A 20,558-nucleotide genomic window follows, 5' to 3' on the forward strand; every position below is an offset into this window, starting at 1 on the left:
TGCCGGTACCAGCACATAGCTACGAGGAGAGTTCGGTCCGGGACCTCGGACCCGAAGGGGGAGGTGGGATCATTCCGGGGGCAAGAGGGACAGGCATGCTGGGAGGGGCAACATGATCGACCTTGAAGAGCGCGTGAACCGCGTGTTCAATCCGGACCTGCGCCCCCTCGTCAGCGAGGCATACCGCTGCTACGTCTCCGGATCGGCCCGCGGCGCGATCGTCCTGACGTGGACGGCTGTCTGCGCCGACCTCATTGCCAAGGCCCAGATCCTCCACGAAGAGGGCGAGAGCGACGCGAAGGACCTGGTCGCCGATGTGGAGCGAGCCCAGGGCAGCGCGGAGACCGTGGCGATTCCGATCATGCTCGCCCTGGAGAAGACTCTGCTCGACACGGCGGAGAAACTCGAACTGATCGACTTCACCCAGCGAAAGCAGCTGGAACGGATCCGCGACGACCGCCACCTGTGTGCGCACCCGTCCATCCGGCCCCTCGGCGAACTCTACGAGCCGACGACGGAGTACGCCCGCGCCCACCTCGCGGCCGCGCTGGAAGCCGTGCTCATCCATCCTCCGAGCCAAGGCCGCAAGATTGTCGGCAGCTTCCTCAAGCACGTCGTCGACCCCTGCGCTTGCCGATAACCTCATCCGCCCTGGTCGGAGTTGGTGTGCGGGGTGTACGGGATGTCGAGCGCGGTCGGTCGAGTCTGCTCCGTCGCGCGGCTATCGATCAACGCGGCATGATGACCAACCGTGCTGCTGCGACTGGCCTACTTGAGCATGGCGAACGCGTTCGCCATGCTGCGCCTGCTACCGATGAGCGATCGGGACAAGGACGTGGAGATCCTCGCCCTGCGCCACCAACTGTCGGTGCTGGAGCGCCAACTCGGTAAGGAGAAGGTGCGGTTCAGCCCGAGCGACCGGGCGTTCCTGGCGGCGCTGCTGCACCGGCTGCCGCGGGACGTGCTGCGCAGGCTGCGGCTGCTGGTCCGGCCGGACACGGTGCTACGTTGGCACCGCGACCTGGTCGCCCGCCGCCACGCCGCCGAGTCCAAGCCGAAGCGCCCGGGTCGGCCCCGCACCGTGCGCTCCATCCGTGCCCTGGTGCTGCGCCTGGCACGGGAAAATCCCACGTGGGGCTACCGGCGCCTCCACGGCGAGCTGCTGGTGCTGGGCGTGACGGTGGCCCCCTCCACGGTCTGGGAGATCCTGCGGGAGGCCGGGATCGATCCGTCACCCCAACGGAGCTCAAGTACGTGGGCGGGCTTCCTGCGCTCGCAGGCCGACGCCCTGCTGGCGTGCGATTTCTTCGAGACGGTCACCTTGTCCGGGGCACGGATGTACGTGCTCGCAGTGATCGAGCACGGCAGTCGGCGGATCCGGATTCTGGGCGCCACGGCACACCCGACCGCCGCCTGGGTGGCGCAGGCCGCGAAGAATCTCGTCATGGACCTGGAGGACGCACGCTGCCGGGCGCGGTTCTTGATCCGGGACCGGGACGGGAAGTTCCCCGCCTTGTTCGACGCGATCCTCGCCGATGCGGGCATCGAGGTTGTGCTCAGCGGCGTCCGGATGCCGAGAACGAACTCGATTATGGAGAGGTGGGTGCAGACCTGCCGGCGCGAGCTGCTGGACCGCACGTTGATCTGGAATCAGCGGCATCTGCTCCACGCCTTGCGCGCGTTCGAACAGTTCTACAACTCCCATCGGCCGCATCAGGGCATCGCGAATGCCCGCCCGCTGTATCCATTGCCCACGCCGATCACTGATCCGGACGAGATCGCCCGCCTCGACATACACCGCTGCGATCGCCTCGGCGGCATTCTCCACGAGTACCGACATGCCGCATGACCTCAATGGATGACGTTTTCGGCAAGGGCAACGCCACGCTCGACGCGACGCTGGCCCGTACGGATGCCGACGCCAAACACACGAGGTAATCCGAAACATCAAAAACGCCCCCTCCAAGAATTGGCGAATCCCAGGGACCGCCGATAGCACGAGGCCCGGCGACGAGCACGACCAGTGAGCGCGGAGTCGACACTGCGCCCGCGGCTGCTGTCCGCCGAGCGGATCGAGCCGGTGTGCTCCTGGGCGCTGCTGACGCCGAGCAGCTGCCCGCGCGAAAAGGCCGGCGGGATCCTCGGGCCTGGGATTTCCTGCGTCCTCCCCTGCGCGATCCCTTGCGGCATCTCTTGAGCCCGTCTTTCGAGGCACCAGGCGTTTGTGCAGGTCATCATGCCTGTAGAGGCGTGGTCGGGGTGCTGGCATCCCCTCTGTGGCTGCGTAGGTCACGAGTAAGAACGTTTGTCGACGCGTTGTGAGAACGACCGTGGGTCAGAAGCCTCGGAAATGTTTGTGAGAAGTAGGAGCGGTCGGGCGGTCGCGTCGACTCGGCGGCGGTCTGCATTGGCTGGTGGTTAGGGCAGCCCGATCGGTGCGGACCTCAGCGGGTGACCGTTCAGCTCGCCGCAGCCCTCTTCGTCCCACCAGATCCCACCTTGCGTGGTGAGGTAGGGGTGTAGTCCGCGGACGTCTCCACCTTCATGAAGTGCTTGCGCGACCGCGTGGAGAAGGCTCGCCAGATCGGGCCAGGATTCGGTGAAGTCACCGCCACCGCTGTGGCCCGCCCAGCCGAGACGCCCCGTGTCAGGACCAGGACGTTGGTCGATGACCTGTGCCGCGCCATCGGCGCTCTCAGCCCAGGGAACCCAGAGGCGGTGCCACCAAGGCTCCTCTTCCCAGGGGCGAGGGGTCAGGCCCTCGTTCTCCGCCGCGACGTCCATGCAGGTCTGCCAATGGTCCACGATGCCGCTCACTGCGAGCGGGGACTGCTCCGGCAGGATGGTTGTCCAGGCGCTCACGCCGTTGTGGCATTGCAGAGATTCAGCGAGATCATCGGGCAGTCGGGCGCCGAGGATCCGTTCCGCATTTCGGATCTCGTCCGGTGTCGCTGGCGGATTGAGGAGTGCGAAATCGGAGGCCACGTGAGTGGCCAGCCAGGCGTCGATCAGGCGCCAGGACTCCGACGGGGGCAAGATCTGCTGTGGCATGGCGTCATCCTGCCCCACACGTCTGACAAGGCGAATCGAGGCCCCTGCCGACCGATGAAGCGAGGTCAGCCAGCGGCTTGCTGTCCGGCTCGGGCGCGGGTTGTGGCGAGACGGTAGGAGTCGGTTCCGGTCTTCGATGATGCCGCCCCGCCACGGGCCGACGTGGGCCGACCACGGGCTCGACCACCGCAGGCCAGGGCTATCACGCTGCTCCTGGACCACGGTCCCGGCCGCCGCGCCGGCACCCTGCTGCAGGATGGTGATCGGTGTCGTTTCAGGGTTTCGTAGCCGCGGGGGGACGTACGCCGCACGGTGCGCCGTGGCGAAGCCCCAGGAGCTCCCATCTCCGACGTTCAAATGCCGGTGCGGGTGGTGGGACCAGTGAGCGCGGCGACGTCCGGCTGGCCGCGGGCTGGTACGGTCACGGCGCATCGTCCCCGAACACAAGGAATCGACTCCTAATGATGGCTCAGTTGGCACGGTATCGCCGTCACATGGTCATGCTCGTCGTCGTCGGCGTCCTGCTGATCATGGTTTCTCGGATGGGGCAGTCCTCAGGGGGCTTCCTTGCCACCGGAATCGCCGCAGTCGTGCTCGGGGTGGCTCTCCTCGTCGTGACGATAGTGGGCGGACGTCGTCCTCAGCGCCCATAGCGGGCCTCCGCTTCCTTCGCTAGCCAACCGAGCCCGACCGACGGCACATGCCCTCGCTCAGCGTACGAAGCGGGCCCGGTCCTCCGAACCGCCGGAGGTCCGGGCCCGTGCCGTGCGACGACCCGCCCAAGCGATGTGTCGTTTCGGGGGTGGTAGTTGGTGTGCTGGGAGTGGTGTGGGCTGTCCGATCCGGGCCGTAGAGTGGGTGCCTTGGCCGAGATCTGGGAGGGACGGGGCATGGAGGCAGCCACCGCACGGTTCATTGAGGAGTCCACGGCTCTGCCGCCTGCGGCGCTCGCCGCGTTGTACGAGGACTCCCTTGACCGCTGGAACCGGGGCGGCCGCGATGCCAGCCGTGCGACCAGGGTCTCCGCGTCGGAGAACTCCGCGATCGAACGTGCCGTCCGCACCGCTCTCCTCCGCCGCACCCACGAACTGGACGCCTTCCGCCCGCACCTCTGCTTCGACATCAAACCCGCCTGCTCGATCGCCGCGCGCGCTGTCTGCAAGCGTACGAAACTGACGGAGGAGCAGTACCGGGTGCTGCTGGACCCGTTCGCGGCGGCAGGGGTCACGGTCCCAGGGTGGTGAGTACCGAGACCTAGTGTGATGCGCCAGAAAAGGTGATCTTAAGTCTGCCGCTGGTTTTCGGTGCTGGGTGGGCTGATTTTGGTGAGGTAGTCGGCGAGGGACTTGAGGATCTCGTCGGCGGTCTTGGTCCAGGTGAACGGCTTCGGGTTCTCGTTCCAGGTGTCGATCCAGGCGGTGATGTCCTTCTCCAGGGCTGTCACGGAGGTGTGGACGCCGCGGCGGATGAGTTTGTCGGTCAGCAGGCCGAACCACCGCTCGACCTGGTTCATCCAGGAAGAGCCGGTCGGGGTGAAGTGGACGTGGAAGCGGGGGTGTTTTCCCAGCCACGTCTTGATCTCGGCGGTGTTGTGGGTGGCGTAGTTGTCACAGACCAGGTGGACGTCGGGTCCGGTGGGCACGGCCTTGTCGATCCGGATCAGGAACTTCTTGAACTCGATGGCGCGGTGGCGGCGGTGCAGTTCCGATATGACGGTGCCGTCGGCGATGTTGAAGGCGGCGAACAGGCTGGTGATCCCGTGCCGGTAGTAGTCGTGGGTCCGGCGTTCGGGCATGCCCGGCATCATCGGCAGTACCGGCTGCGAGCGGTCCAGTGCCTGGATCTGGCTCTTTCCATCGACGCAGAGAACCACCGCCTTCTCCGGCGGCTGGTGGTAGAGGCCGACGACGTCGACGACCTTGGCGACGAACTGCGGGTCGGTGGACAGTCTGAAGGAGTCCTGCAGGTGGGGCTTGAGGTCGAACTTCTTCCAGATCCGCCCGACGGTCGATTTCGACAGCCCGCTGTGCTTCGCCATCGAGGCACGCGACCAGTGCGTGTCCTTGCCCGGGACGGACTCCAGAGTCGCCACGAGTACGTCCTCGACCTGGTCGAGCAGGACCGAGGGCGGCCTGCCGGGGCGGGGCTCGTCCGTCAGTCCGTCCAGACGCAGGGTGATGAACCTGGAGCGCCAGCGGTTCACCGTCGCGTGGGCGATGCCGAGTTCGGCCGCGACCTCCTTGTTCGTCCCGCCCTCCGCACACCGCAGCACGATCTTCGCGCGCAGTGCCAGGAACTGCGCGGTCTTCGCCCGCCGCGCCCAGCGCGTCAGCTCCGCACGCTCGGCTTCGCTGAGCACCAGGTCCGGCTTGCGCCGGCCCGGCCGCGGCTCATCCACCAAGCCCGCCAGCCGCCGGGCCACGAACCGCGAACGCCACTTGCGCACCGTCTCCACGGACACCCCACAGTCCGCCGCCACAGCGGTACTTGACGCCCCGTCCGCACAGGCCAGGATGATCCGCGCCCGCTCCGCCACACGGGCCGGCACCCCGCCACCCGCCCAGCGCAGCAACTCCGCACGCTCCTCAGCGGACAGCACGACTTCGACAGCACGAGGGCCTCGATGCGACATAAAAACAGCCTACAGACTTAAGACTGCCTTTTCTGGCGCATCACACTAGCGGTTCGTGGTCGGGCCCGCCCCGACCATGGGCCCGACCACGGGCCGACGTAGGCCGACCAAAGACCCGACCACCGCAGGCCAGAGCCAACACGCTGCTCCTGGACCACGATCCCGGCCGCCGCACCGACACCCCGTTGCACGGGAGCCCCGGCAGCCGGGGCGATCGGCGATGTGCTGCCCGTGCGATGACCGGCGTGACCGTCCGCCGTTCCCTTGGCGCAGGCCCTCAGGCTCCCGCGCCCAGCATCCGCGCCGCCCAGGCCGACCTGCTCGACGCTCTCCCCGGAGAGGGCCTGTCCGACCTCGACGAACTGCGAGCCCGAGGCGTGCTCGGCACGAGCCCGGCTGCGCCCCCGTCCCCGCGGCGGACCCTCGGAACCGGTGGCCACGCCGACGAGGAACAGCCCCACCATCCGGCCTGACAATGACCAGAGCTGCGTTTGCCTTTCAGGGAATCGGCTGAGATCTGCTTCTTTCCCGGCTGGGCCAGTTTGGCTTTGTTCACGAGTCGTGGTTCTGGCACAGATCTTGGGGAGTGGTTGCGGAGGGTGACCGTGGTGTTCGATTGCGAGACCCGGTTTCGCGTGAAACCACGCATGCCGCAGCAGCGCCCCACCCGCGGGTTGGGGAACGAACGAGGACGGCAAGGTCGCGTCGATCGATCCTGGAGGGCCGGTGTTACACCTCTCGCTGGCGGATGCGTGGGCAGTGCGATTCACGGACGCCACACCGTCTCGGAAATCCGCTCGGCAGCACGTAACAGCACAAGGCACAGTAGCCGCATGGATGAACGAGGACTGGACCGCGACGGAACGATCGCACGCGAAGGCGCACTGGACCGAGTGCGGGCAGCGTTCGTTGCGGAGTAGTTCGAATCCGGCTCGCCCGTAGAGCTGCCTCTTGATCTTCTTGATGCGGTTCACGGCGCCCTCGATGCTGGCATGGTTCCTCAACTGGTGTGAATCGGTGAGGAGTTTGGCATCGCCTGCTTCTCCGGAGGCGGGTTCGACGGCCTGGCCGGCAAGCACGAAGCGGCCGTGCGAGTGGTGGAAGGGGGCCGGAAAACCCTTGTACTCCACCTTGGTGACCACGACCCGAGTGGTGAGCATCTGTTCAACTCGCTCGCCGAGGACGTGATCGCGTTTGCGGAGGCCGCGGCCGCCGGTGGAGTTCGAGCGAGTCGCGGTGACCCCCGAGCAGATCGTCACCTACGGCCTGCCGACCGTTCCACCCAATGCGACCGACCGGCGCTCGTTTTCCGGCACCGCCACCACCCAGGCCGAGGACCCCAAGGCGTCCCCGTCTACAAGCTGATGGTGGCGGCGCTGATGGCGAGCATGATGCTCCTCACAGAGATCCCCTTTCTGCCCGCCGGTTAGGTTGGCGGGATGAGCGATCAACTGAATGTAGAAGGCCAGGCGGCCCAGGTCGAGGCGGCGTGGGGCCGCATCGTGGCGTGGCTGGAGCAGCATGCCCCCACCTCGTACGCCTCCCTCCTGCCGCCCGCGACGGACGAAGAGATAGCCGCCGCCGACTCCCAGCTGAGGCAGCACCTCGGGTTCGGGCTGCCCGTGGAGCTGGGCGCGCTGTGGCGGCTGTGTGGCGGTGTGGAGCACCAGTACATCGAGGCTAATGAGGAAGAGGGCGAGGTCGGGTCGGGGGCGTTCTTGCCTGGCGGGATCCTGCTCGGCCCGGCGGATGCGCTCGGTCCGCGGCTGCCCGAGATCGGCCGCAGCGACGGGTGGGGCGCCGCGGTGGTTCCGTGGCTGACCGGCGACGAAACAGGCCCCGAGTCCGGGCACTACGTGGGCGCGGATGGCGTCGGAAACTGGTCGCTGCCGGACAACCTGGCCTGCGACAAGCCCGGCTATCCGTCGATCGCCGCCTATCTCGAAGCTGTGCACCGCACGCTCACCGAAGGGCCGGCGGATGCCATGGGGCCAGATGTGCCCGGCCTGGTGTGGGGCTGCCTGGTCTGGGATGACCCCGGCAGCCCGCTCCTGGACGATGCGCTGGAGCACTGGCGCCCCGTCCACTGACCACGCCCCGCCCGGGGGCCCGCCTGGCTGACGGACCTCCGGGCAGACGTGCAGTGGCTACGGCTTCTTCATCTCGCAGATGAGGTTCACCGCACCGGTGTTGCAGTCCTTGAACCACAGCTGACCGGGATTGACGGCGAACTCGTCGTCGTCGATGACCCGCATCTGCGCCAGGAACTCGTTGCCGTACTTGTTCATCGCGCCCTGGTTGACGAACCCCGACATCGAGGAACGGCCGCACTTCTCGCTGAACGTCGGCGCGTCGTAGCGGGTGTCATCAAGGAGGTGTTCACTGCCGTCGTCGGCCTTCGCCGCTACGGTCTGGATGCACTCGCCACCCCCGGCCGTGCCGGCCGGGTTCAACCCGCCCGCGGAAGCGGGCAGGCCGACAGACTCGTACGTCGAGGCGAACGGCACCTCATCACAGTTCACCTTGTCCGGTGTCGGAAGGGGGACCTGCGGACGGAACTCCGGGTGTAGGAACGTCTTCGGATGAGGCACGAATCCCTTGGTGGGAACGTACCCGTCCGCTCGGTTGCCGCCGTAGTAGCCGCAGACCCGGCTACGGATCTTCTTCTTCGTCCACGTGGAGTCCACACGGCCGTTGTCCGCGTCGGGACGGTAGTGCAGTGGCTTGTCGATGGTCCCGAGGCCCTTGATCCCGGACTTGCTCTGAACCATCCACAGGTGAGCCGCAGCGGCCGGGTAGCGGGCAGCATCCATCTGGTACTCGGGAACGTACTGCGTCAGCACACATCCCGGCACGCCGTAGGAATCGACCTTGTCGCAGCGCACATCGATGCCGGGTGAGCGGCCATCGCCGCTGTCAGTTTCGTCGTCCTTGCCCTCGACCGGCTCGTACTCGCTCTCCGGGTTGAAGATGAACCAGACCGGCAGCTTCCTGGACAAGCCGGCGTCGGAGGGGCCGACGCCGTCGGTGGACCCGTCCCACTTGTGCGTGGCGGTACCGGTGGCCATGTGGGAGTCGACCGGTGTGCCGTCGCCGCCACCCTTCCAGCTGAGGTCGCCGTAAAAGTCGAAGTTCCTCACATCCCTGCCGTCAGTGGCACCTTCGCAGGCACCGCTGAAGCACATCGAGTCGATGTGAGCGATGGGGTTGCCGTCGCCGAACAGTACGGACCTGTCATGCCCGGGGAAGTCGTTGTGAACCGGGTTCATCTGGATCCACGTCTTGATCGTCCCGTCGTGCCGGTCGGTCTTGACCTGGAAGGCGATCTCGAACTTGGCGTGGTGTTCTTCGATCTTGATGCCGTTGAGGTAGTACTCCTTCGTGTAGTTCAGGTCATAGAAGACACAGGCTTCGTTACGGGTGATCAGCGACTTCTGAGCCTCCCCGTACAGCGACGGCTGGCACCAGGAGCCGGTGACGACCGGATCGGGGTAGGAACCGGCCCGCGTCTTGTTCTGCTCGGCCAGTTCCTTCGCGGCCTTACGGGTTCCTTCCAGCGACCGCTCATCCTTCGGCAGGATGGTGACCGTCTCACCGCCCTTGCTCACGGTGCGCGACGAGCTGCCCTGCTTCCAGTCAGCAATACGCTGCGGGTCGTTGAAGTACGCCGCGACGTCGGAGTTCAGGTCCGGCTGCGGCAGCTTGATGTCGATCAGCCGAGCGCGGTTGTAGTCCCGGTTCCCAGCGGTGAACCCGTAGTCCTTGATCGGGCCCACGTTGCCCGCCCGGTCCACGCTGCGCGTCTGCGTCACGTGGTTGCCGTCAGCGGCCGGCGTTGCGGTGTAGGAGGCTTCGGGCGCTACGGCCTTGCCGGACAAGGCCGGCGTGGTGGTGCGTACCGATGCCCAGCCGTAGTCCTCGGCGTCGTCCTCGTACGGGTCGAAGCGGTACTGCACCTCATACGGAGACGGGTCGCCGGTCGTGACGTCGAAGAGGCCCTCGATTCCGGCGCCGCCGCCGCCCCAGTTCTCCGGGTAGGTGGCCGAGGTGACGCTCTGCGGCACATCAGGGGCGGTGGTGTCGACGACGAACTGGGTCCAGGGGGACCAGCTGAGGTTGTAGTGCGTGCCGTCGTACGCGTTCGTGCGGAACTTGTACGTCTTGCCGTCCTGGAGCTGTCCGGCCGGGACGGTGACGGAGGCCGGCTTGCCCGAGGCGACGAAGGCGGACACGATCAGGCCCTCGCCGGCAGGGGTGGTGATCGGCGTGTTGGTGGCGGCGTCGTAGACCTGGAAGGTGCCGTTGACGGTGTCGCCGTCCGGGTCGGTGAAGGTGTCACGCAGGGTCGGGGTGGTGGTGTTCACCGCCCACACGCCCGCGTACGACCGGAAGGGCGCGCCGGCCTGCCGGTTCGTGCCGTCGGAGGGGCGGTAGTTGTAGGTGACGGACAGCTTGGGCTGGTTGGCCGCATTGTTCGCGGAGTTGACCCGCTTCCACGCCTTGGTGTCGTCGGTGGCGGCGCGCAGACCCATGTGGCCGCTGGTTGCCTTGGCGGACGCCCAGGACTGGACGAGCGTGTCGACGTCGGCGTTGATCCACCCGTCGGGCTGGGTGGCGGCGCAGTCCGGGTTGCCCTTGGTCTGCGTGGAGGAGTGGTACTCCTGCTTCCAGGTGGGCTGCGACGTCCACCGCGAGGACGTGGAGGGGGCGCTGGTGTCCCAGACGGTCCAGGACTGGGCGCTGCAGTCGGTGTTGCCGGAGTGGAAGTTCCACAGCGCCAGGTTGGTGTCGACGATCAGCGCGTCCTGGATCGGCGTGGTGTTCCAGGTGATGAACGAGCGTGCGGTGCGCGGGGTGCCGTCGGCGTTCTTGGTGCCGGGGTTGCCGAGGTCGAGTTCGGTGTCGGTGGACCAGTCGACGGTCTCGCCCTGCTGCACGTAGGTGTCGAAGGTGTTCGACAGTGCGGAGGTGGACGGGTCGACGGTGACCGGGTACTGCGTATCAGGGTCGGCCAGGTAGTCGGCATCCGGCGTGACGACCAGGTCGACCTCACCGGCGCCCTTGTCGACGACCTGCATGTCGACGCGGACCCTGTTGGTGTGCTCCCCGGAGGTCTTGTCGACGGCCGCGTCCCACATGACCGGGGCGGGCATCGTGGCCCGCACGGCATTGGTCTTCACGTCGGTGAAGGTGACCGAACCGTCTCTGTTCGCCTTGGCCTTGAGGCCCTTGGCCTTGACCGGGAGGGTGTAGGCGTAGCCGCTGGCACTCGGCCGCTCCGCGATCTCGACGAACTGCTCGAAGCCGGTGCGGGTCGCCTCCACGATGACATCCGCCCCGGGCACCGCGTTCTTGTAGCGGGCGCGCGTACCCTCCAGCACGGGCTCCGGAAGACCGCCCTTCCACTGCAGCGTCACGCTCTCGTCGCCTTGGCCGAGGGTGACCAGGTCGCGGGGCGCGGCGTCCTTCGCGGCACGCATGGAGGCGGCTTTGGTGCCGCCCTTGCCGGCCAGGCGCAGGCCCTTGGGGTGGTTCTTCGCGCCCACGGAGCCGTCGGCCGCGCGGGCAAGGGTGACGTCGACCTGCTGCCACTTCCCGCCGCGCCAGACGCGTTCGGGACCGGAGGTGAGCTCCGTGGTCAGGGTGCCGTCGGGGTTGGCGACGGTGTACGTCGTCTCGGTCGTCTCGTCGGTGACGACGACCTTCTTACCGGTCTTCTTCGCCTCCAGGATCGCCCACGCCTTGGAGCCCTTGGCATGTGCGGCGGCCCAGGCCATGTCGGAGGCGAGGATCTCGCCCTCGGACGGCTGCTGGGCCTTCGTCGGGGCCGACTTCGGCTCGGGGGTTGCCGCGACGGCCGTACCGCCGGCGACGAAAGCGGCCTCGGCGACCAGCAGCAGCGCTGCTGCCGCCGCCCTACGGGACATCCGTCTGCCCCGTTTCGGCCCGGAGAACTGTGTGTCAAGAGACACGAAGTGATGCCTTCCTCTTGGGAATTCGATCGTCTGTGCGAAGCGCACAGACGGATGACGGTATGCACGCCAAGCGGAGGGCAGTAGTCCGGTTCCGGTCGTACGGAGGGCTTCGGATTGTGCAGGCCGTGATGGAGTTGATCTTGCAGGGGTGAGGCGCCTCAAACATCGGATTAGTCACACACTGGCGCAGGGCGAGGGGAGTACGCGGCTACTCGCCAGTCACCGATTCGCGGACATTCCGCGAACGATCCGCGGATATTCCGCGAGTAAACCGTGGATCTCGGACGAACCGACGACAAAGCCTCAGGCGGTTCTCAAGTCGTCGTGCCGAGTGGTGAATTCTGGCTGGAAACAAGCGTCCGGGCCTTCGACGCCGAGGAGAGATGCGGGCGACCACCCGGTGCAGGCGGAGTCACGCAGTGCTACACGCCACCTGGCCGTAGACAGCTCAGGGGCCTACTGACTTCGGCGTCTTGGGGTCTGGATTTGTGTCGGGAGGGGGACGCGGTCCGTCCGGGCTGGTACGCCGGAGGCATGCGGTATCCGGATGGGGGCGGGCTGACCGCCGAGCAGCGCAGGCGCCGGGAAGAGGTGCGGATGCGGGCCGTTGACCTCTTCGAGGAGGACGGGGAAGTCCCGTGCATCGCCCGGGAGTTACGGGTGAGTGAGAAGTCGGTCTACCAGTGGCGCCGTAGCTGGAGGACGGGCGGACGCGAGGCGCTGCGTTCCAAGGGCCCCTTCGGCTACGACTGCCACCTCGGCCCACACTTGCAGGCCAAGCTCGGGATGTGGCTGGAGGAGGGGCCGGCCGCGCACGGCTGGGCGGATGACCAGGTGTGGACCGCCGCCCGGGTACGCACGCTGATTGGGCGGAAGTTCCACCTCTCCTACAGCGTCTCCGGGGTCACTCGGCTGCCGCACCGCATGGGCTACAGCGTGCAGATGCCCGCCCGGCCCGCCGCCGAACGCGACGAGGACGCGATCACCGCATGGCGGGAGGTGACCTGCAGGAGGTAAAATCCTCCGGGCGGCGACCGGGGCGTTCATCTGCTTCGAGGACGAAGCGGGCGTGACCGGCCGGCCGCCCAAGGGCCGCACCTGGGGCCGACGCGGCATCACCCCCAGGATCAAGGTGCCCGGCCCCGGCCGCAGCCGGGGACGGCTCTCAGTGGCCGGGCTGCTGTGCTACCGGCCCGGGCTGCCCGCCCGCCTGTGCTACGGGCTGCGGCGGCGCACCGGCCGCAAGGGCGAGCGCCGCTCGCTCGGCGAGACGGACTACATCCGCCTGCTCGACGGCGCCCACCAACTGCTCAAGGCCCCGCTGATCGTGGTGTGGGACCGGCTGAGCACCCACACCTCCAAGACGATGAAGGCACTCGTTGCCGAGCGGGACTGGCTGACGGTGGTCCTGCTGCCCGGATACGCACCCGAGCTCAACCCGGTCGAGGGCCTGTGGGCGCACATCAAGCGGAGCCTGGCCAACCTGGCCGCACGCGCCCTCAGCGAGCTGGAGACTGTGCTCCGCAGGCGACTCAAGGCGCTGCAGTACCGGCACACCATCCTCGGCGGATTCCTCGCCGGAACCGGCCTCGCTCTCGACAGACCGAACTGACCCAGATATGCCGAAGTCAGGTAACGGGCAGTCCACAGACTGCCCGACTCGCCGGAAAGTTACGGGGCCGTGATCGCTCGCCCCGAAGCAGCTCCACCGACCTCACTATCCGCTGCTGTGTCATGACCGATGCAAGGTCCGGTCACTGCGCAGCGGTATGAAGTTCCAGTCCAGCCTCTGCTCCTCGTCCACTACCGGCGTGTAGTCGTTGAGGGGCTGGTTGCTCGAGAGACGTGGCGATCGCCTCCATGAGCAGCGGCAGGGACGTCCACATCTCGTGTGATCCGCGCATAAGGCCTTCCGCGGCCTCGGCTTCGTGGACGCGCCCCCGGTCGATCTCGGGACGGTGGTCCAGTACGAGGCAACCCCCGCCGACGTTCCGCGCGATGGGGATCAACTGCGGATGTCCGTACAGGAGGCTGCTGACCCCGATCTTCATGAAGGGCGCTGTCAAGTTGTTGAGTATGTCGGTGTTTGACGGTGCGTCGTGGCCTGGTGGGGCCCGCGGTCCGGGCCTGTGGTCAGGCCGTGGTGGGCCGGCCGGCAGCTTGGGTGATCTGGTCCCAGATCGCGAAGCGGACGGTCATCTCGGCTCGGTGGTCGGAGGCTGTCATCAGGTGGCGGTGAGGGCGGAAGTGGGGTGAGATGCCGCTGAACGCGGACAGGAACCGCTGGGCCCCGCCGACGGAGCGGAATCCCTTCATGGCGCGTTCGCGCTGCCGCGTGGGCTGGTGGGAGTTCTCCGCCCGGTTGTTCAGGCCCTTGTGGGATCGGTGTTCCCCCGAGGGCATGACCTCGCGGTGCGCCGCGCCGTAGGAACGGAGCTTGTCGGTGACGACCACCCGCGGCACCGTACGGGTCTTCTTCATCAGGCGGCGGAAGAAGCGTCCTGCCGCGGCCTTGTCCCGGCGGCTCTGCAGGAGGATGTCGAGCACGTTGCCGTCCTGGTCGACGGCCCGCCACAGGTACTTCTGCTCTCCGTTGATCTTCACGAAGACCTCGTCCAGGTGCCACTTGTCCCCGGGCCGTGGCCGACGGCGGCGCAGTCCGTCCGCGTAGGCCTGGCCGAACTTGGCGGACCAGCGGCGGATGGTCTCGTAGGAGACGCTGACGCCGCGCTCGAGCATCAGCTCCTCGACCTCGCGGAAGGACAGCGGGAAGCGGAAGTACAGCCATACCGCGTGCGCGATCACCTCCACCGGGTACCGGTGGCCCTTGTACGACGGCGACGCGGACGACACGAACGAATCCCTCCCCGGCACGACCAACCAGAAGATCATCCCACCCGGCCAGCCAACGTGACAGTGCCTCCCGAGCTGCTCCAGCTCGGCGACGCGCCTGGCCTCCAGCGTCCCGGCCGCGTAGGTGCGGCGTTGGTCGGCGATCCACTGTCCGAGCGGATACCCGCCGACCCCGCCCCAGTCCTCCGGGGTGACGGCCGTGTACGGCACCCGCAGCATGGTGTTCCCGGTCTCGCGCACCGTCCGGCCGCCTCGATCCCGCGCCGCCAGTAGGCGCCTTCCGGGTCGATGACCCGCAGCCGCACGAACTGCGCCGCCGCCCCGGGGTCGCGTTCCTCGCTGAACCGCAGCACCCCGCCGCCGCCCCGCTCACCCGCACGCCTGTGGTGAGTCCGCGTTCTCGTCTCTGGTGTTCGTACCGTCGGGGGTGTCGCGTCGTTGATCACACGAAGTCCGACCCGACGACCAGGGCTCATGAGACACCCAGGCCGCGAAGAACACCTGCACATCCACATGCGTCAGGCCGCCCCGGCCGGTGCGATACGAGCGGCCAGGAAGGCGAATGCCAGTGCCAGGGCGGCCTGCACGGTCACGGCGACGGCGAAACCGTGGGGCAGTCCGGCGGCGGGACCGCCCGCCGTTGCGGCGGCCGCGGCGTGGAAGACGCCTCCCAGGAGCGCCACGCCCAGGCCGAGACCGAGCTGCTGCAACGTGGTGAAGAGCCCACCGGCGACACCCGCCGCCCACGTCGGTGTGCGGGACAGGACCGTGCGGAGGACCGGCCCGTACATCAGGGCCTGAGTGACACCGAGCACGATCAGGAGCGGCTGCAGGGCCGATGGGGACCCACCGTGGGTGCCGTTCACGGTGAGGGCGAGGCTCAGGAGCACAGCCGCTTGCCCGATGGCCGCACCCGTCATCGTCCAGCGTCCGGTGCGGCGTTCCACGGCCGGCAGGGCGAGGGCGGTGACGACGAACGCCGCGCCGAACCCGAGCAGCAGCACGACGGTGCCCCAGGCGTCCACGCCGAACGCGCCCTGGGAGAGTGCCGAGAACTCGTACAGGAAGGCCCCGTAACCGGTGAAGAACAGCAGCGTCATGATCAGGCCCTGGCGTACGGCCGGGGTGCGCAGCAAGCTCGGCGGTACGACGGGCAGTTCGTCGCGGCGTTCCGCGGCGCGTTGCGAGCGGGCGAAGACGGCGAGCACCGCACCGCCTGCGGCCAGCATCGCGAGCACCGGGGCAGGACCGCCCGCGGAGGTGCCGAGCGTCAGGGGCACCACGACGAGGAGCAGGCCCGTGCCGAGGAGCGCGGCCCCGCGCAGATCGAGCGCGAGCGGTGCCGTCGAGCGCGACTCGGGCACGGTGCGCAGGGCGAACAGCGCGGCCGCTCCTATCGTCCCGGTGAGAATCTGGACGAGCCGCCAGCCCCAGTGGTCACCGGCGGCCTGGGCCACGGCGCCCGCGAGGAGCTGTCCGGTGACGGTCGCGATGCCGCTGACGGCGGCGAACAGTGTGACGCCCAGCGCCCGCAGCTTCTCGGGTGCCGTGGACTGGATGGTGGACAGGACCTGCGGGGTGAACAGGCCCGCGGCGATGCCCAGTACGGCGCGCAGCGCGACGAGTGTGACCAGGTTCGGTGCGAGTGCGGCGAGGACGGAGGCCACGCCGAACGCGCCGACGCCGGCCGCGAGCAGCCGGCGCCGTCCGAACCGGTCGCCCAGGCGCCCCGCGACGACGAGGGTCGCGGCGAACGCCGTGGTGTACGCGGACAGCACGAGCTGTCCGCCCGACACGGTCACGCCGAGGTCATCGGTGATCGCGGGTTCGAGCAGGTTGACCGACCCGAACGTCATGTTCACGGGCAGGTAGGCGACGAGCAGGACGGCGAGGCCGGCGCCGGTGAGGGCGCGCGCCGGGTGCGGCGCCACAGTGTGCGCGGTGGGAACGGTCTGTGTGGTCATGACCACGACCCTGCGCCCACCGTCATCCTGGTACCAGGAGCCCAGCTATAGGGGTACCAGTACTAACTGGATCCACCGGCCCCGAGCCATGACACTGGGGTGGTGACCTCTTCGACACCCGACCGCAGCACCCTCGGCGCCTTCCTGCGCGCCCGCCGCGCCCGCGTCACCCCCGGTGAGGTGGGCCTGCCCGCAGGCGGCCGGCGCCGTACACCCGGTCTGCGGCGCGAGGAGGTCGCGCAGCTCGCCGGCGTCGGGGTCACCTGGTACACATGGCTCGAACAGGGGCGGGCCAAGAACGCGTCCGACCAGGTACTGAACGCGGTGGCACGCGTCCTGCGCCTGGATGCCGCCGAGCACCGCCACCTGATGGTGCTCGCGGGCCGTAGCACGGCCACCGAGCCAGGACCGCCCATGGACCTGCGCCCCGAGCACACCGCCGTCCTGGCCAAGCTGCTGCCGTACCCGGCCGCCGTGCAGACTGACTGCTACGACCTGGTCGCGGCCAATCGCACCTACCGGTACCTGTTCGCCGACCTGGACGCGTACCCGGTCGAGGAACGCAACTGCGCCTGGCTGATGTTCACCGAACCGAGCTGGCGCAACAGCCTGGTCGACGAGAACAGCGTCCTTCGCGAAATCACCGCGAAGCTCCGCACCCGCCAGCCGGAACACCGCGACGACCCCCGCTGGAACGCGCTGATCACCCGGCTGCGTCAGGAGTCGCCGGACTTCGTACGGCACTGGGAGTCGTACGAAATCGTGGGCGACCGCACCCAGCTGCGCCGCTACCAGTCACCGCGCGTCGGCGCCCTCGACGTCCAGTTCCAGAGCCTGTGGCTGGACCGGGCGCGGGGCGAGCGGATCATCGTCATGACGCCCACCGACGTCGCCACCGCCCAGCGTCTGGAACGCCTCGACTCGCTGGTCGGCGCCGCACCGGCGTGGACCTCCCGCGGCGACTCCGCCGACGGTTCGGCCGCAGGGGCCTGAGCACCGGCCCCGGGCCGGCCTGAGAGCTGCACCCCGACGCCGTACGTCCTGTTGGCGGCACTGGCCCGCTGCAGCATCACCAAGCCCGAGGAGATCGCCTACTACCTCGCCTACGCACCACTGGAGACGACCGTGGAGGAGCTGGTGCGGATCGCCGGGACACGCTGGGCGATCGAGGAGTGTTTCCAGGCGGCCAAGAACGAGTGCGGCCTGGACCAGTACGAGGTGCGCCGCTACCCGGCCTGGTACCGGCACATCACGCTCGCCATGCTGGCCCACGCCTTCCTGGCCGCGATGACTGCCCGGGCCCGTGAAAAAGGGGCTTCACAAGTGGGACTGCCGAGGCCGTCGAGCTCACCGTGGCGGAAGTTCGGAGACTCCTGGCAGCTTGTCTCGCCCAGCCCCCGCACCTGCAGCACCCCCGCGGTCACCACCATGCGGTGAGATGGTCGAATTGGCGCCGACGACGCCAAGCAGTTGCCCGCCGATGCCACTACCGGCGTCGGCTGAACACGATCGAGGGGCGGTCTCCGAAAGACCGCCCCTGACAAGCCCTCACCCACTACACTCCAGGCGCTCGGCATCGTCCCAGCTCAGGACGCAAAGTCCTGCTGGAGTACTAGGGCGCGTATTTGGTTGTGATCAAGGGATGCTTCGGGTGAGCTGCTTGATCCAGATCATCGAGGCGCGAAGCTGGAGGCCCTGCGAGGTAACTCCCAGGTGTCTTGTCGTATCGGGTGGCGATGCCACGCCAGGCCTTCAGCTTGTTGATCAGGCGCTCGACAGTGTTCCGCTCCTTGTAGGGGTCGGCGTCGTGGCTGACGGGCCTGCCGCCTCGGCTGCCCTTCTTCTTTCGGTTGGCGGCTTGGTCCTTCTTCTCGGGGATGACTGCCTTGATGTGGCGTTTGCGCAGGTGGGCCCGGTTGCCGCGCGACGAGTAGGCCTTGTCCCCGGCGACCGCGTCCGGGCGGGTGCGGGGGCGGCCAACGGGCCGGCGGACCCGTACCTTATTGAGCACGGAGATGAGCTGCGGGCTGTCCGCGGCCTGGCCGGCGGTCAGGGTGAATGCCAGCGGGCGGCATTTACGGTCGGCGGCAAAGGTGGACCTTGCTGGTCTGTCCGCCCCGCGAGCGTCCCAGGAGGGCGGCCTTCAGACGGAGTTTCCGCCGATGCCGGATACGTCGTCGCTCTTCCCGCGCGGGATCGGTCCCGGCGTCCTGCCTGTTTTGTCCTTCGGGGCTGCCCCTTTTGATCTGGTTTTCTTCTGTGGCAGCCTTTTCCAGGGCAGTGAGGACGTCCTCACCCAGGTGCATCCCGGCGGCGTCGTGGTGAGCGCGCGCGGTCGTGGAGTCCACACTGACCAGGGACAGGTTCACCTCCCCCCGCTTCGCAGCCTCCGCGATCAGGCCCTCCAGCAGGGCCTCGAAGACACCGGCGTCACGCCATTGCCGGAAGCGGTTATGGATGGTCGACCAGGCACCGAACTCCTGCGGCATCTCCCGCCACTGCCCACCGGTCCTGAACCGCCAGATCACGCCCTCGAACTGCTGCCGCAGCCGCTCGGGGTACGGGCCGTATCTCCCGATCGGTAGATACGGCCCAATGAACTCCCACTCCACGCCCGTCAGTTGCGCGCGAGTCATCCAAGATGATCTTCCGGATCAATCCCTCCCGTAAGGGTCGATCCCTAGAACGATCACGACTCGATATATGCCCTAGTGGCCTGCGGACTGCAGTTCCCGTACCACGCGGGTCGCCACCGGCACGAGCACACCGTGGCGGTCGGCCGCGCGCAGCAGCGCTCCGCCGATGGCGTCGAGTTCCAGCGGCCGGCCCGCTTCCGCGTCGCGCTGCATGGAGGATTTGGCGTCGGGAGGGAAGGCGTCGTAGCGCGCCAGGGCCTGAGCGGGGTCCACCGGTGCGCCGCAGGCGCGGCTGACCGCGGCGGTTTCGGCGACCAGGCTCTCCAGCTCCTCGTGGTGGCGGGTGCGGACCTCTCCGAGGGGCGCGCCGTACCGGGTGGTGAGGAGGGCGAAGGGGGCGAGGAAGGCCATTTTTGCCCACAAGGCTGTGGTCTCGTCCTCAGTCAGGCGGGCCGTCACGCCCGCGGCGGACAGGGCGGTCGCCAGGGTTTCGACGTGGGGGCGGGGTGCCGTGCCGGCGGCCAGGTCGACCTCGACGAACGGGCTGCCGTGCTCGATGACGACGGGCCCGGTGCCATCGAGGGCAAGGCGGGTTGACTCCACGCGGATCACTCCGGGGGCCACCCGGTCAGGCCGGTAGCGAGCGCGGAGGGTGGCGGGGTGTTCGACGCCGTTCAGCAGCGGTACGACGAGGGCGTCGCCGAGGGCTGCGGGCGGGACGCGGGTAAGTGCGGTATCCAGAGCGATCTGCTTGACGGTGATCAGGCACGCGTCGACCGGCTCTCGCAGTTCGGTGTCCGTTTCCACGGCTGCGGTGAAGTCGCCGAACTGGCGGCTATGTACCTCGATCCCGCTGCTGCGCAAGGTGTGTGCCGTGGCTTCGCGGGCCAGGCAGATTACGCGGTGGCCGGAGCGGGACAGCAGGGCGGCCAGCAGACCGCCGATGCCGCCCGGACCCAAAATGGCCACCGTGGACTTACTCGTCATGAGCGTCACGAAGTTGTCCTCTCGTAGGTCGGCCCCGATGATCGGTGGCCGCCTTCAAGACGATCTTTGCAGAGGTGCCCGCCATGCGTGCGACTGGGGGTGCGGACCAGAACGCGCAGAGGCGCCGTATCAGGAGAGCTTGATCCTCAACCGGACCACCCAATGATCACGACTCAATACGCGCCCTAGCGCCGTCCGCGCGCGTCTCTGCAGGTTTGTCCCGCAGCACCACTGCGGCTCCACCATCGAGATGGTCAGCGCCTCGTCATCCGCCAGCTGCGCCATGTCTTGCCAGGTGTCGGTGATTTTCAGACGAAAGGCGCTGAACAGCCGACGGGAACTTGGGCAGCGAGCACGCTGAACGCGACGGTGTCCGCGTTTGTTGGAGGTTGGCTCAGCTTGGAGAGCATGACGGCTGCGGAGTTGCAGGAGACGTTCGGCATCAGCCGGGCAGACTGGC

15 protein-coding genes and 3 pseudogenes are annotated in these 20,558 nt (G+C 68.0%); 10 read left to right on the forward strand and 8 right to left on the reverse strand.

The window, feature by feature from the left end; translation table 11 throughout:
* Window positions 1–112: 112 nt before the first annotated feature.
* Both OG978_RS46140 and OG978_RS46145 read left to right on the forward strand, forming a co-directional pair.
* Window positions 113–640 carry a hypothetical protein gene (locus tag OG978_RS46140; RefSeq protein ID WP_326771008.1) on the forward strand — a complete coding sequence of 176 codons (528 nt, stop codon included), beginning with the start codon at window positions 113–115 and terminating at the stop codon, window positions 638–640.
* 111 nt (window positions 641–751) lie between these two features.
* Window positions 752–1,849, forward strand: a complete 1,098-nt coding sequence (locus tag OG978_RS46145) for an integrase core domain-containing protein (RefSeq protein ID WP_326763383.1) — start codon at window positions 752–754, stop codon at window positions 1,847–1,849.
* Between the two features lie 569 nt (window positions 1,850–2,418).
* On the opposite strand, the gene OG978_RS46150 is transcribed toward OG978_RS46145, so the two are convergent.
* A complete protein-coding gene (locus tag OG978_RS46150) occupies window positions 2,419–3,051 on the reverse strand; it encodes an SMI1/KNR4 family protein (protein ID WP_326771009.1) in 633 nt (210 codons plus the stop codon).
* A 473-nt stretch (window positions 3,052–3,524) separates the two neighbouring features.
* Between OG978_RS46150 and OG978_RS46155 the strand changes: the two genes are divergently transcribed.
* Both OG978_RS46155 and OG978_RS46160 read left to right on the forward strand, forming a co-directional pair.
* On the forward strand, window positions 3,525–3,704 hold the full coding sequence (locus OG978_RS46155; RefSeq protein WP_326771010.1) for a hypothetical protein: 180 nt from the start codon (window positions 3,525–3,527) through the stop codon (window positions 3,702–3,704).
* Window positions 3,705–3,914: 210 nt separating this feature from the next.
* A complete protein-coding gene (locus tag OG978_RS46160; RefSeq protein WP_326771011.1) occupies window positions 3,915–4,295 on the forward strand; it encodes a hypothetical protein in 381 nt (126 codons plus the stop codon).
* A 38-nt stretch (window positions 4,296–4,333) separates the two neighbouring features.
* On the opposite strand, the gene OG978_RS46165 is transcribed toward OG978_RS46160, so the two are convergent.
* Entirely contained in the window at window positions 4,334–5,683 is a 1,350-nt protein-coding gene (locus OG978_RS46165) for an IS630 family transposase (protein ID WP_326771012.1), read from the reverse strand.
* A 245-nt stretch (window positions 5,684–5,928) separates the two neighbouring features.
* Here OG978_RS46165 and OG978_RS46170 point away from each other — a divergent pair, with 245 nt between their 5' ends.
* From OG978_RS46170 to OG978_RS46180, 3 genes are all read left to right on the forward strand, one after another.
* Complete coding sequence (locus OG978_RS46170; protein ID WP_326771097.1) at window positions 5,929–6,156, forward strand: hypothetical protein; 228 nt, start codon at window positions 5,929–5,931, stop codon at window positions 6,154–6,156.
* A 742-nt stretch (window positions 6,157–6,898) separates the two neighbouring features.
* On the forward strand, window positions 6,899–7,048 hold the full coding sequence (locus tag OG978_RS46175) for a hypothetical protein (protein ID WP_326771013.1): 150 nt from the start codon (window positions 6,899–6,901) through the stop codon (window positions 7,046–7,048).
* 74 nt (window positions 7,049–7,122) lie between these two features.
* Complete coding sequence (locus tag OG978_RS46180; RefSeq protein ID WP_326771014.1) at window positions 7,123–7,773, forward strand: hypothetical protein; 651 nt, start codon at window positions 7,123–7,125, stop codon at window positions 7,771–7,773.
* 57 nt (window positions 7,774–7,830) lie between these two features.
* On the opposite strand, the gene OG978_RS46185 is transcribed toward OG978_RS46180, so the two are convergent.
* Entirely contained in the window at window positions 7,831–11,610 is a 3,780-nt protein-coding gene (locus OG978_RS46185; protein WP_442817901.1) for a DNRLRE domain-containing protein, read from the reverse strand.
* 582 nt (window positions 11,611–12,192) lie between these two features.
* On the opposite strand from OG978_RS46185, the gene OG978_RS48760 reads away from it, so the two are divergent.
* Window positions 12,193–13,270 (forward strand): IS630 family transposase gene (locus OG978_RS48760; RefSeq protein WP_442817902.1). Its coding sequence is split into 2 segments (ribosomal slippage): window positions 12,193–12,674 and window positions 12,673–13,270, totalling 1,080 coding nucleotides; the frame shifts between segments, so codons are not numbered across the junction.
* 521 nt (window positions 13,271–13,791) lie between these two features.
* Here the strand turns inward: OG978_RS48760 and OG978_RS46200 are convergent.
* From OG978_RS46200 to OG978_RS46210, 3 genes and pseudogenes are all read right to left on the reverse strand, one after another.
* Window positions 13,792–14,550 carry an IS6 family transposase gene (locus tag OG978_RS46200; protein WP_326771087.1) on the reverse strand — a complete coding sequence of 253 codons (759 nt, stop codon included), beginning with the start codon at window positions 14,548–14,550 and terminating at the stop codon, window positions 13,792–13,794.
* Window positions 14,551–14,640: 90 nt separating this feature from the next.
* Window positions 14,641–14,730, reverse strand: a pseudogene (locus OG978_RS46205) (hypothetical protein); the annotation flags it as partial.
* A 299-nt stretch (window positions 14,731–15,029) separates the two neighbouring features.
* On the reverse strand, window positions 15,030–16,475 hold the full coding sequence (locus OG978_RS46210) for an MFS transporter (RefSeq protein ID WP_326771017.1): 1,446 nt from the start codon (window positions 16,473–16,475) through the stop codon (window positions 15,030–15,032).
* 102 nt (window positions 16,476–16,577) lie between these two features.
* Between OG978_RS46210 and OG978_RS46215 the strand changes: the two genes are divergently transcribed.
* Together OG978_RS46215 and OG978_RS46220 are read left to right on the forward strand one after the other, a co-directional pair.
* Window positions 16,578–17,468 carry a helix-turn-helix transcriptional regulator gene (locus tag OG978_RS46215; protein ID WP_326771018.1) on the forward strand — a complete coding sequence of 297 codons (891 nt, stop codon included), beginning with the start codon at window positions 16,578–16,580 and terminating at the stop codon, window positions 17,466–17,468.
* 60 nt (window positions 17,469–17,528) lie between these two features.
* Window positions 17,529–17,912 (forward strand): annotated as a pseudogene (locus OG978_RS46220) (IS701 family transposase); the annotation flags it as partial.
* 198 nt (window positions 17,913–18,110) lie between these two features.
* Here OG978_RS46220 and OG978_RS46225 read toward each other — a convergent pair.
* Together OG978_RS46225 and OG978_RS46230 are read right to left on the reverse strand one after the other, a co-directional pair.
* Window positions 18,111–19,111 (reverse strand): annotated as a pseudogene (locus OG978_RS46225) (IS5 family transposase).
* Window positions 19,112–19,183: 72 nt separating this feature from the next.
* Window positions 19,184–20,098, reverse strand: coding sequence for a ketopantoate reductase family protein (locus OG978_RS46230; RefSeq protein WP_326771088.1), 915 nt, complete (start codon window positions 20,096–20,098; stop codon window positions 19,184–19,186).
* Window positions 20,099–20,558 lie beyond the last annotated feature (460 nt).

The sequence above is a fragment of the Streptomyces sp. NBC_01591 genome, from assembly GCF_035918155.1.
Taxonomy (GTDB): domain Bacteria; phylum Actinomycetota; class Actinomycetes; order Streptomycetales; family Streptomycetaceae; genus Streptomyces.